9 protein-coding genes are annotated in these 13,182 nt (G+C 40.2%); 6 read left to right on the forward strand and 3 right to left on the reverse strand.

Annotated elements, in window-relative coordinates; translation table 11 throughout:
* The first annotated feature begins 56 nt into the window (after positions 1-56).
* From Q0874_RS02620 to Q0874_RS02645, 6 genes are all read left to right on the forward strand, one after another.
* Positions 57-1,037: a sugar phosphate isomerase/epimerase gene (locus Q0874_RS02620; protein WP_299159011.1), complete on the forward strand. Its 981-nt coding sequence runs from the start codon at positions 57-59 to the stop codon at positions 1,035-1,037.
* Between the two features lie 36 nt (positions 1,038-1,073).
* Complete coding sequence (locus Q0874_RS02625; RefSeq protein WP_299159013.1) at positions 1,074-1,733, forward strand: DUF1080 domain-containing protein; 660 nt, start codon at positions 1,074-1,076, stop codon at positions 1,731-1,733.
* Between the two features lie 190 nt (positions 1,734-1,923).
* Positions 1,924-3,483: an aryl-sulfate sulfotransferase gene (locus tag Q0874_RS02630; RefSeq protein ID WP_299159015.1), complete on the forward strand. Its 1,560-nt coding sequence runs from the start codon at positions 1,924-1,926 to the stop codon at positions 3,481-3,483.
* A 219-nt stretch (positions 3,484-3,702) separates the two neighbouring features.
* Entirely contained in the window at positions 3,703-3,894 is a 192-nt protein-coding gene (locus Q0874_RS02635; RefSeq protein WP_299159018.1) for a hypothetical protein, read from the forward strand.
* Between the two features lie 79 nt (positions 3,895-3,973).
* Entirely contained in the window at positions 3,974-5,560 is a 1,587-nt protein-coding gene (locus Q0874_RS02640) for an aryl-sulfate sulfotransferase (RefSeq protein WP_299159021.1), read from the forward strand.
* A 263-nt stretch (positions 5,561-5,823) separates the two neighbouring features.
* A complete protein-coding gene (locus Q0874_RS02645) occupies positions 5,824-7,398 on the forward strand; it encodes an aryl-sulfate sulfotransferase (protein ID WP_299159024.1) in 1,575 nt (524 codons plus the stop codon).
* 147 nt (positions 7,399-7,545) lie between these two features.
* Here the strand turns inward: Q0874_RS02645 and Q0874_RS02650 are convergent, their stop codons facing one another.
* The 3 genes from Q0874_RS02650 to Q0874_RS02660 are packed head-to-tail and all read right to left on the reverse strand — an operon-like array spanning position 7,546 to position 13,131.
* Positions 7,546-8,208, reverse strand: coding sequence for an ABC transporter ATP-binding protein (locus tag Q0874_RS02650; RefSeq protein WP_299159027.1), 663 nt, complete (start codon positions 8,206-8,208; stop codon positions 7,546-7,548).
* Positions 8,209-8,252: 44 nt separating this feature from the next.
* Positions 8,253-10,688: an ABC transporter permease gene (locus Q0874_RS02655; protein ID WP_299159030.1), complete on the reverse strand. Its 2,436-nt coding sequence runs from the start codon at positions 10,686-10,688 to the stop codon at positions 8,253-8,255.
* A 10-nt stretch (positions 10,689-10,698) separates the two neighbouring features.
* On the reverse strand, positions 10,699-13,131 hold the full coding sequence (locus tag Q0874_RS02660) for an FtsX-like permease family protein (RefSeq protein ID WP_299159033.1): 2,433 nt from the start codon (positions 13,129-13,131) through the stop codon (positions 10,699-10,701).
* Between the last annotated feature and the right edge of the window lie 51 nt (positions 13,132-13,182).

A 13,182-nucleotide genomic window follows, 5' to 3' on the forward strand; every position in this document is an offset into this window, starting at 1 on the left:
AAGACCTTTATTAAGATAAAAAAATCGTATGGGATAAACGAATAACCACCTGAATAATGAAACATAAAATTTCCAGAAGAAAAGCGATAACTACGAGCCTTAAGGTTTCACTGGCGGCAATGGGCGGGTATGCATTTAAGACAAGTGCGCAGGATCAGCCTTACTTTAAAAACACTTCATTAAAGAAAAAACTACCTGTAAGAATTAGTCTAAATACCTCCACACTTTTACATTATAAACTAGATGTTGATGTACAAATTGATATGGTGGCAGACGCAGGATTTGAGGGAATTGAATTGTGGATGCGCGATGTAAAGGCCTATTTGGAGAAAGGCGGCAGCAGTGAATTCTTAAAAGAAAAGTTAGAAGCCCGTAACTTGATTTTGGAAAACATGATAGGCTTTTCAAAATGGATCAGTGATGACCCGGAAGAAAGAAAAAAAGCAATTGATCAACTAGGCGAAGAAATGAAAATTACCGCCAGTCTGGGTGGAAAATATATTGCAGCTACTGTGCAGGGAATCGAATACCTGGACAGAAACAAATACGATGATTATGCTGAAAGATATAATGCTATCCTTAAACTGGGAGAGGAAACCGGGGTAACTCCAATTATAGAACTTTGGGGCATGGGCGCCTTACACAAGGTAGCGGATTGTGCTCAAATAGTAATCTCCACAGGGCATCCTAAAGCAACAATGCTTTTAGATTTTTATCATATTTACCGTGGGGGGAATGATTGGGATACCATTGATATCCTGAATGGAAAAAAATTACCCGTTATTCATATTAATGATTACCCCTCAGGCCCTTCCTATGAATTGCTAAAGGATTCAGACCGGGTATTGCCAGGAGAAGGTGTTTGCCCTTTTAACGAGGTAATCCCCAAACTATATAATGCCGGATTCAGGGGTGGTTTTTCTGTAGAGCTTTTTAATAAGGACTATTGGGAGACCATGGATGCCGAGACCATTCTGAAAAACAGCTATGAAAAAACGTGTGCAGTTGTTGAAAAGGCGCTTGCAAATACTATTTAAAAGTCCTGATAATAAACAAACATTTAAATTTAAATCATGATAAAACTTAGTTTAAAATATGCGATTATCCTCCTTCTTAGTCTTGGAAGTATAAATCCAATGTTGGGGCAGGAAACAAAAAGTGACTATGGCAATGACTGGATTTCCTTATTTAATGGCAAAGACCTTGAGGGTTGGAAAGCAGGTGTGAACGCTTCGACTTTTTCGGTAGAAGATGGCACCATTAAAGTAGCCGGGGAAAGATCGCACTTATTCTATGTCGGCAATGTGGAAAACCATAATTTTAAGAATTTTGAATTTAAGGCAAAGGTGATGACCAAGCCAGGTGCCAACTCAGGTATTTATATCCATACCAGATATCAGGAAGACGGGTGGCCTGCCTATGGCTATGAAGTGCAGGTAAATAATTCACAGAGCGACTGGAAGCGTACAGGCAGTTTGTACAATATTGTCGATGTTAAGGAAAATTATGCCGCAGATAATGAATGGTATACAGAATATGTAAAAGTAGAAGACAAGCGTATTATTGTCAAAATAAATGACATAGTAGTTGTTGATTATACAGAACCCGAAAACCCACTGCGGGAAGGAGACGGGGTGTACAGGGTGCTAAAAGAAGGTACCTTTGCACTCCAGGGTCATGACCCGGGGAGTGTTGTTTTTTATAAGGATATTATGGTTAGGCCTTTACCGTGATTCTCCAAAAACTGGTAAATTTCTATACCTGAATAGTGGGTCCAATGGAAGTATGAGCCTTATTTTTCAAAGGTTCTTGTTTATCCCCAGTAGGGGAATATTTAAAATTGGCTGATAAATTACCTCATATCTTCTGAAAATTAATAATTATAATCTATTTTTAGTTGTTAATCAACCACGACAAAAACCAATGAAAAAAATTCTTCTCTATCTCAGTGCCATGATCCTTTTGGCACTGCTTTTTAATTGCGGCGATAAGCCAACAACTGATGAAACAGCTGGTAAAAAGGACCGCAATATGTTTGGGCATTATATTCCACGGGGTTTAACCAAAACAACTGAAGGACTTAGTCCCGGTTATATCATGTTTGCTGTTCCCAATTCTGCCTCTACCTATTTGATCAACAGAAAAGGGGAAGTAGTGCATGAATGGAAAGGTAATTATGCCTTTCATAGTCCATACCTAATGGATGATGGTTCTCTTGTAACGGGTGCACAGGATCCCGATTATCCTGTCTTTGGTTTTGGAGGGCCTTACGGGCGGATACAAAAAATAACCTGGGATGGAAAAATGTTATGGGATTATGAATATGCAGATACTACACAAATAGTACATCATGATATAGCGGTCTTACCCAACGGGAATATTCTTGCAATTGCTTATGAAACTTCATCATTTGACTATGCCCTAGCATTGGGCAGGAAACCAGAATTTATTCCAAGATCCGGCCCATGGATGGAAAAAATCATTGAAATAGAACCACAGGCCAACAACAGGGGCAAAATTGTCTGGGAGTGGCGCATTGAAGATCATCTGATTCAGGATTATGACGAAACCAAAGCCAATTATGGCAATGTGTCAGAACATCCTGAATTGATGGATTTTAACCTGGGAGATTCTATTCCGCCGGCCATAACGCAGGACAGCCTGGATGTTTTAAAAGCCATGGGCAGGGGAGGCAGGAATCTCACCATTGATAATCCTCGTTCAGATATTTACCATATTAATGCCATAAACTATAATCCAGAATTGGACCAGATAGTGTTTAGCTCTCCCAGGTTGAGTGAAATTTATATCATTGACCACAGTGTCACCGCGGAAGAAGCTGCGGGTCACCAAGGTGGAAAAAGTGGGAAAGGAGGGGATTTTTTATACCGTTGGGGAAATCCCGAAAATTATGGTCATGGCGATTCTACTAATCGGAAACTTTTTGGGCAGCATGATGTAAGATGGATAGAAAAAGGCAAGCCAGGTGAGGGACATCTTACGGTTTATAACAATGATGTTCCCATGGGGCCTGACAGTCTGGACTATTCGGCTATATATGAAATTAAACCCCCTTTAACAAAAGATGGCAACTATCAAATGATGGCTAACAATGGTTTTGGCCCTGAGAAACAATTTTGGAACTACGTAGCAAAGGATACCATCTCATTTTATGGAAGCTTTATTTCCGGGGCACATCGTATGGAAAATGGTAATACGTTTATTAATGAAGGGCCCAAAGGCCGTTTATTTGAAGTGACTCCTGACGGAGAAATTGTCTGGGAATATTTAGTCCCCTATAGAGGTACCATTCACAAACCTAATGGGGAACCAACAAATATGATGCCTGGGACCTATAGTACGTTCCGGGCCACTTTTATCCCGGCAGATCATCCGGCTTTACAGGGAAAGGATTTAAAACCACTGGATCCTCAACCCGAGCCATTTGTAATGCCACCTCCTAAAGAGGAAAAGAAGGCTTGATTTTGACAGTGCGTAACACAGGCTGAATTTAATAGGAATTGATTTTTACAAATTAAGGATATGGATGGTATTGATATAGTAATGGTCATTGCCATAATCCTTTTCGCAAGACTTGGGATACGGTTACTAGGGGGTTATCATAAAATGAAAAAAAACAATAAAAAGGATTCCAACAAAGAGGATTCCTAAAAATCAGTTAACTAAATAAAAACAATTAACATGGGGATATTTTGGGATTTACTGCAACAGGAAGAACTGGATAAACAACAGGCACAGGCAGACAGTGTTGAAGACCGGGTTGCTAATTTAGAGGCCGAACTGGAGAACACAAAGACACTCCTTAGAAAAACCCTGGAAGCACTTGAGACCCATCTCAATCAGGATATTGACGGAGATGGCATTGCCGGATAACCAGCGGCATTACTATTCCAATTGTTTTTAAACTTAAAATATTTACGCCTAATTTAAACTATTAATCAACCAACTTTATATGAAAAAAAAACTGTTTTACTTTAGCACCATTATCCTAATGGTGCTCCTTTTTAATTGTAGTGATAACAAACACTCTGATGAACCCGCTCCGAAAAAGGGCCGCGATATTTTTGGGAACTATATTCCCCGTGGATTGACCAAAACAACTGAGGGCCTTAGTCCGGGCTATGTTATGTTTTCAGTGCCTAATTCACCTTACACCTATCTTGTTAACAGAAAAGGGGAAGTGGTGCACGAATGGAAAGGAACATATGGAGCTTTCAATGCATATCTGATGGAAGATGGTACCATATTTCAGGGTGAGGATGACCCTGATTATCCGGTCTTTGGATTTGGCGGACCCTATGGCCGGATCCAAAAAATTAGTTGGGATGGTAAAATATTGTGGGATTTTGAACATGCCACGGAAGAAGAGATAATACATCACGATTTTGCAGTCTTGCCTAATGGGAACATTCTTGCAATTGTCTATGAAACTACATCATTTGATGAGGCAATTGCCAATGGAAGAAAACCTGAAATGATACCACCTCAGGGACCCTGGTTGGAAAAAATTGTGGAAATTGAACCTCAGGAACCCCGGGGAGGTAAAATTATCTGGGAGTGGTATCTGGAAGATCACTTGATTCAGGACTTTGACGAAAGCAAGCCCAATTACGGCAATCCGGCCGAACATCCGGAATTGTTGGATTTCAATTTAGGAATGCCTATTCCTCCTCCAATAACACAGGATAGCCTGGATGTAATGAAAGCAATGGGTATGGCCGAAAGAAATCAGACTACAGATAATTTGGGTTCAGATATTTTCCATTTCAATGCCATAAATTATAATCCGGAACTGGATCAGATTGTATTCAGTTCTCCCATTTTAAGTGAAGTTTTCATCATAGACCACAGCACAACAACTGAGGAGGCGGCTGGTCATGAAGGTGGAAAATACGGAAAGGGAGGTGATTTTCTTTACCGCTGGGGTAACCCCGAAAATTATCATAGGGGTGATTCTACTAACCGGCAATTATTTGGACAACACGATGTTAGATGGATAGAACCAGGTAAACCAGGTGCAGGAAACCTGACAGTGTTCAACAACCATCCTCCGGGGGATTTCGACTTTTTTAAAATGGGTGTGACTGACTCCCTGAATTATTCCATGGTGACTGAGATCACACCTCCTTTAAATGAAAATGGGGAGTATGTGTTAAATGCAGATGCATCCTTTGGTCCGGAAAAACCCACCTGGTTTTACAAGGCCCCGGATACCTTTTCATTTTACAGTCCTTTTATTTCCGGAGCTCATAGAATGCATAATGGAAATACATTTGTCAACGAAGGGGCCAGGGGACGGTTCTTTGAAGTGACTCCGGAAAATGAGATTGTCTGGGAATACCTGAATCCTTACAGGGGGGAAATTCGCAAACCGAATGGGGAACCCAATAATCCTATGTTTATGCCTTTTAGTGAATTCCGTGCCACCTTTGTGCCGGCAGAGCACCCTGCTTTACAGGGAAAAGAGCTAAAACCTTTGGATCCACAACCTGAGCCTTTTGTAATGCCTCCCCCAGCTAAAGAAGAAAAAAAAGCATAATTTGACAGTGTGTAAAACTGTGAGAGTACAGAAGGGGTTTCCCCTTTTAAAAATAAGGATACGGATGGCATTGATCTCATTAGAGGCATTGCCATTCCTTTTATTACACGACCGGAGTCTTGTTAAAGAGTCGAACAAGAAAATCTTCTATAGTAAGATATCCAAGGGGTTAGCGTTGCTATTTAAATCTATCGATTTTAAAATGTTATCGCTTAAAATATGAAATATTCACTATAAATTTAATCCATTAATTAACCAGCCAAATGATGAAAAAATTACTTTCCCTGTGCGCCATTATCCTGATGGGGCTACTTTATAATTGTGGAGAACACAAACTGCATAATGAAGCAATAACTAAAAAAGGCCGGGACATGTTTGGGTATTATATTCCCAGGGGGTTAACTAAAACGACCGATGGCCTTATCCCCGGTTATGTCATGTTTTCTGTGCCTAATTCGCCTTACACTTATCTTGTCAACAGAAAAGGGGAAGTGGTGCATCAATGGAAGGGAAATTATGGAGCATTCAATGCATATCTAATGGATGACGGTTCTATTTTATTGGCTGCAGAGGATCCGGATTTTCCAGTCTTCGGTTTTGGCGGCCCTTATGGCCGGATTCAAAAAATTAGCTGGGATGGAAAGATGTTGTGGGATTTTGAATATGCTGATACTACGCAAATAGTACATCATGATTTTGCAGTTATGCCCAATGGCAATGTTCTGGCTATAGCATACGAAACATCTTCTTATGACTATGCACTGGCTCGTGGTAGAAAACCAGAACTCATTCCAAGGTCGGGGCCATGGATGGAAAAAATTATAGAAATAGAACCCCAAGGTACCAGGGGAGGTAAAATTGTATGGGAATGGCGCATAGAGGATCACCTGATCCAGGATTATGATGAAGCCAAAGCAAATTATGGCAATGTCTCCGAGCATCCCGAATTATTCAATTTCAATTTAGGTGATTCAATTCCTGCTCGTATAACCCAGGACAGTCTTGATATTTTAAAAGCCATGGGAAGGGGCGGGAGAAACCTTACTCTTGATAATCCACATTCAGATATTTTTCATATTAACGCAATTAATTATAATGCCGAATTAGATCAAATCGCTTTTAGCTCACCGGAGTTAAGCGAAGTATTTATAATTGACCACAGTGTATCTACTGAAGAAGCTTCAGGTCATGAGGGCGGAAACAGTGGAAAAGGCGGAGATATACTATTCCGTTGGGGAAATCCCGAAAATTATCATATGGGCGATTCAACAGACCGGCAGTTATTTGGACAACATGATGTGCGATGGATAGAGCCCGGAAAGCCGGGTGCAGGTAATTTGACGTTATTCAACAATCATCCTCCCGGGGATTTTGACTTTGAGGAAAGGAATTCTGATTCTCTAAATTATTCTATGGTATTCGAGATTACCACGCCAATAGATGAAAATGGACAATATGTAATAACTGAAGATCAATCTTATGGCCCTGAACAACCCACCTGGTTTTATATGGCCGCAGATACGCTATCGTTTTATAGCAGTTATATTTCCGGTGCTCATAGGATGGAGAATGGCAATACATTTATCAACGAAGGGGCTAAGGGACGCTTTTTTGAAGTAACACCTGAAAAAGAAATTGTCTGGGAATACCTGAATCCCTATAGGGGTGAGATTCGTAAAAACAACGGTGAACCAAAAAATCCAATGCCTGAACCTTATTTTGAATTTCGCGCAACGTTTATTCCGGCGGATCATCCCGCTTTGCAGGGTAAAGAATTATTACCAATAGACCCTCAACCTGAACCATTTGTTCTGCCTCCTCCAAAAGAGGAGAAATAAGCCTGATTCAGGCTTATTTCGTGAAGGTAAATGAATTCCTCTAACCTTAAAAGTCAAAGAGGAAGACTGAATTATTGATCCGGAACAACTACTGCCAATATGCCAAAACATCCCTGTGGTGCATACCGTTCCGCGGAAGCAATTAAATTAAACCCTTCTGCCGTCCAGCAGATTGATGATTCTGGAGCCATAGGCGGCATTGCTTTCTGAATGTGTCACCTGAATGATGGTCACCCCTTCATTATTCAGTTGTTTAAAAAGCTCCATTATCTCCTCGCTCTGTTTTGAATTGAGGTTGCCTGTAGGTTCATCGGCCAATAGTAGTTTTGGATTGGAAATCAAAGCCCTGGCAACACCCACCAATTGCTGCTGCCCACCGCTAAGTTGAACGGGGAAAAGGTCTTTTTTACCCACAATATTAAAGCGGTCCAGCATATCTGCCACCATTGCTTTCCTTTCCGGAGATTTATATTTCTTGTATAAAAGGGGCATTTCCAGATTCTCCTGTACGGTTAGATCATCCAGCAAATGATACGATTGGAAGACAAAGCCAATATATTCCTTATACATCTGAGCACGATGTTTTTCTTTAAGGGTATGAACAGATTCTTCCAGAAAATGGTATTCTCCCTCATCAAAACTATCCAGCATACCAATAACATTCAATAAGGTAGATTTACCGGAACCCGAAGGGCCCATTACAGAGATAAATTCACCTTGTTCCACTTCAAGATTGATGTCTTTTAACAAAAAGATACGCTGACCTCCCGAATTAACCCATTTATAAATATTGTTCAGTTGTAATAACATGCTTAATCTCTATTTTTTTGATCCTATACAAACAGGAACTGGATTTATTCAGTTCTCAAACTCTTTACAGGGTTAGCCATCGCAGCTTTAATACTTTGGTAACTTACAGTAATAATTGCAATGGTTACCGCAAGAAGAGTCGCCAAAACAAAAACCCACCATCCAATTTCAATGCGATAGGAGAAATCTTCTAACCATTTATTCATGACAAACCATCCTATAGGCAGTGAGATAAGTATGGCAACGGCCACCAACTTGAGAAAGTCCGATGAAAGACCAAAGGTAATTTGACCAACACTGGCTCCCAACACCTTACGTATTCCTATTTCTTTGGTGCGTTTCTGAGCATTAAAGGCTGCCAGGCCAAACAGGCCTAAACAGGCAATTAATATAGATAATATCGTAAATACCATAAATATTTTACCTAATCTCTGTTCGGCCTGATAGGTAGTGTTGAAAGATTCATCCATGAAACCATAACTAAAAGGTTGTCCCGGTGCGACTTCGTTCCATATACGTTCGATATTTGTGATGGTATTTGAAAAATCCCCGGCTTTTAGTCGAATGGCCATATTTCCCGTAGAATTATTCAGGAAAAGACCCAGGGCGCCGATATTTTCCCGTAACGATTCATAATGAAAGTTTTTGACTACACCGATAACGGTATAGAATTCTGGTCTTTCCTGCTCAATGTCCTGGGAAAGTCGCATCCCTAAAGCCTCTTCGGGGCGAACACCCAAAACGGCCAAAGTGGCTTCGTTTATTATTACTGCCGTTGAGTCCGTAGTAAATTGCCGGTCAAAATTTCGGCCGGTGACCAGCTGCATGTCCAGAGTCGCCATGTAATTATGATCAACATCCCAGGTCTGTAACTGAAGAGCGTTTTCCTGGTTCATGGCACCCTCTTTAAAGTAAGAACCATTGGAACGCGAAGATGGGGTTGGCAAAAAATTACTTAGCGTCGCATTTTCTACCTGACTCAATTTAAGTACTTCTTCTTTAAAGGATTGAACTTGGTTTCCTGCCGCATAAGTGTCATCAATAAGAACAACCTGATCTTTGGTATAACCGAGATCTTTACTTTGAATGAATTTCAATTGTTGAAAAACGACCAAAGTGCTTATGATCAAAAAAACGGAAATGGCAAATTGGAAAACAACCAGGGAGTTCCGAATATTTCTTCCTCCAACGCTGTTTTCTCCAGCTCCTTTGAGTACGGTAACCGGCATAAAACGTGACATAAAAAATGCCGGGTAACTTCCGGAAAAAAGCCCCAATACAATTGTCGAAGACAGTAAAATAACCCAGAATAGTGGATTTGAATAAGGTATGGAAACCAACTTTCCTGAAAGTTCATTAAAAAAGGGAAGTGCAACTATGGCTACGATAAGGGCCGCTATGAGTGAAATAAAGGAAATCAGCCCTGATTCCGTTAAAAATTGCCGAATCAAATCCAGTTTATTCGAACCCAAGGTTTTACGGATACCCACTTCTTTTGCTCTTTTCAGCGATTGGGCCGTGGAAAGATTCATAAAATTCACACTGGCCAGTACCATAAGAAACAGGCCGATAAACGAAAGGATATAGACATTTTGAATACTGCTGTTGGCACTCATTTCAGATTGACGATTGGTGGAATTTAAATGAATGTCGGTCAATCCGATAGTATGATAGCGTACATAGTTCCCTGCCGCTTTAAATGATTCCTCGGTTATTCCGGGAAAATAATCCTGTGCCCACGGAAGCAGGTATTTTGTGAACATGCCTTGCAAGGGTACTTGAAACTCCTCGATATTGGCACCGGGTATCAATTTAATAAATGTATAGTAGTTGGAATTACCCCAATTGTTCTCGTGTGAGTCAGCATATCCTGCCATCGCCATAAAAACAGTATGATTCCGGAGAAAAGAGTTTTTAGGCAAATCATCAATAACCCCTGTAACAGTATAGATATCAGTATTGTTCAACAACAAGTTTTGGCCTACTGCATCCCGTATTCCAAAATGCTTCTCTGCTGCGGTCCTGGTCAGCACAAGCGTATTCGGTTGGGTTAATGCGGTCCTGGAATCGCCTGCAAGTAATTCAATACCAAACATATCGAAGAACGTAGAGTCCACAAAAGTGACATTGAGTTCCTTGACATTCAATTCTGTGTCGCTTTTTTTGAGGAGCATACTCCCCCTATCCCGAAACCTAACAGTCTTTTCCACCTGAGGGAAATCACTTTGCATAGCCCCCGCCATAGGTGCGGCAACCTCAGTCCCTTTAATTTCCGCACCCCCAAATTTTACATCCGAGTCAATTCGGTAAATTAGGTCTGCATCGGCAAACATCTTATCAAAAGTTAGCTCATCATAGATGTATAAGGCAATTAATAAACCGCCAGCCATTCCTATGGCAAGGCCGAAAGTGTTTAAAAATGTAAAAAAAGGTTGCTTTTTAAGAGCTCTCCAGGCAATTTTTATATGGTTTTTTAACATGATTTTTGTTTTATTCTGTTCGTAAACTCTTCACCGGGTTAGCAATAGCGGCCTTAATACTTTGGTAACTCACCGTAAGAATAGCAATAGCGACTGCCAATAAAGTGGCCAAAGCAAAAACCCACCAACCTATTTCAATCCGATAGGAGAAGTCCTCTAACCATTTATTCATGGCAAACCATCCGATGGGCAGGGAAATAAGGATGGCCACCAGGACCAACTTAAGGAAGTCAGACGAAAGTCTGTATGTAATCTGGCTCACACTGGCTCCCATTACTTTTCTAATGCCTATTTCCTTTGTGCGTTTTTGGGCATTAAATGCCGCCAGGCCAAACAACCCAAGACAGGCAATTAAAATGGAAAGTATTGTGAAAATGATGAAAATATGACCTAAGCGCTGTTCGGACTTATAGGTGTTATTAAAAGAATCTTCCATAAAATAATAATCAAAAGGCTGTCCCGGAGCGACCTTATTCCAAATCCCTTCAATGCTTTTTATTGCATTGGTAAAACTTCCTTTTTCTAATTTAATGGCCAAGGAATATGCAAAATCTCCCAAATGCATGCTCAAAGATTCAATTTCGTCTCTAAAGGGAGAGAAATGGAAATCCTTTACAACTCCAATGATTTTATAATACTTAGGGTTCTCAGATTCCATATCTGGTGTGTAACTTAACCCTAGTGCTTTTTCAGGTGTTACCCCCATTACGGCTACTGCAGATTCATTTACAATGATGCTAGTTGAGTCATTTTTAAATTTCTTATCAAAATCCCTCCCGGCAATAATTTTAAAATCCATTGTGGAGATATAGTCATAATCTACGCCCCACCTCTGCATACTCACGGCGTTTTCCTGATCTGTTGCTCCCTCAAGTGGGGCAAAAACACTGTCAGACCTACTTGAAGGAGTTGGGAAAAAACTACTCAGGGTTGCGTTAATAACAAAACCCAGCTTTTTTACTTCTTCTTTAAATGATGCTACTTGCCCACCAATCGTATACACATCATCGACGATAAGTACCTGATCCTTTGAGAATCCCAGATCCTTGTTTTGAATATATTCCAATTGCTGATAAACCACCAAAGTGCTGATAACCAAAAAAACGGAAATCGCAAACTGAAATATAACCAACGCATTCCGCACATTGCTTCCTCCCAGACTGCCACTATCTCCTTTAAGTACTTTTACCGGAATAAATTTCGACATAAAAAACGCCGGATAACTGCCTGATAAAAGTCCTAAAACACTTGCTGAAGCCAAAAGAATCAACCAAAATAATGGATTGGTATAGGGCATGGAAATATCTTTATCTGCCAGCTCATTAAAAAAAGGCAATGCAATTACTGCAAATATCAATGCCAACAAAAGAGAGCCAAACGAAACTAAAACTGATTCTACCAGGAACTGACGGATAAGTTCTCCTTTATTGGAGCCCAATGTTTTTCGAATTCCTACTTCTTTAGCTCTTTTAAGAGAATGTGCCGTTGACAAATTCATAAAATTGACACAAGCCAGGACGATGATGAATACGGCAATAAAAGAAAGGATATAAATACTTTGAATATCATTATTTGCACTTATTTCGGCTACTCTGTCAGAATTTAAGTGAATATCCGTTAAAGGTATAGTGCTGTATATTAGGTGATTGCCTGCTGCCTTAAATTGTTCTTCTGTGATACCGGGCATGAATTGCTGTACCCCCGGAATCACATATTTGCCTAAAAAGGCCCGTAATGGAGCTTGTAAATCCTCGATATTTGCAGAAGGAATAAGCTTAATATATGTTTGGTAGTTATTACTTCCCCAATTAACTATTCGTGAATCTTCATAACCGGCCATTGCCATAAAGACCGTGTGTTCTCTTAGAAAAGAATTATCGGGCAAGTCGTCAATTACACCTGTTACTGTATAAGTTTCCTCGTTGTTCAATAAAAGATTCTGACCCAGGGCCTCATTGATTCCAAAATGTTTTTCCGCCGCTGTTTTGGTCAGGACCAACGTATTGGGCAATTTAAGTGCCGTTTTTAAATCTCCTACCAAAAGATCAATACCAAACATTTCGAAAAAAGTGGAATCCACATAAGTAGCCTGCTGCTCTTTTATATTTACTTCTGTATCAACTTTTCTAACTAAGGCACTACCCCTTGTTCTAAATCGTGTGGTTAATTCCACTTCCGAGAAATCATTATCAATTGTTTCTGCTATTGGTGCAGGAGTTACTGCAAATTTGCGATCCTCCCCACCTAATTTAATATCCGCATTAACTCTATGTATGCGATCTGCATCGGCAAACATTTTATCATAACTTAGTTCATCATAGATATATAGTGAAATAAGCAGTGCCCCGGCAATACCGATGGCCAGTCCAAAGGTGTTTAGAAATGTAAAGAAGGGTTGTTTTCTCAAACTTCTCCAGGCTATTTTAATGTGATTCTTTAACATGATTATCCGATTTTAAATTGATTACCGATAGTTCCTTCTCCGCAGTATTAC

It is taken from the genome of uncultured Eudoraea sp., from assembly GCF_947490415.1.
GTDB lineage: Bacteria > Bacteroidota > Bacteroidia > Flavobacteriales > Flavobacteriaceae > Eudoraea.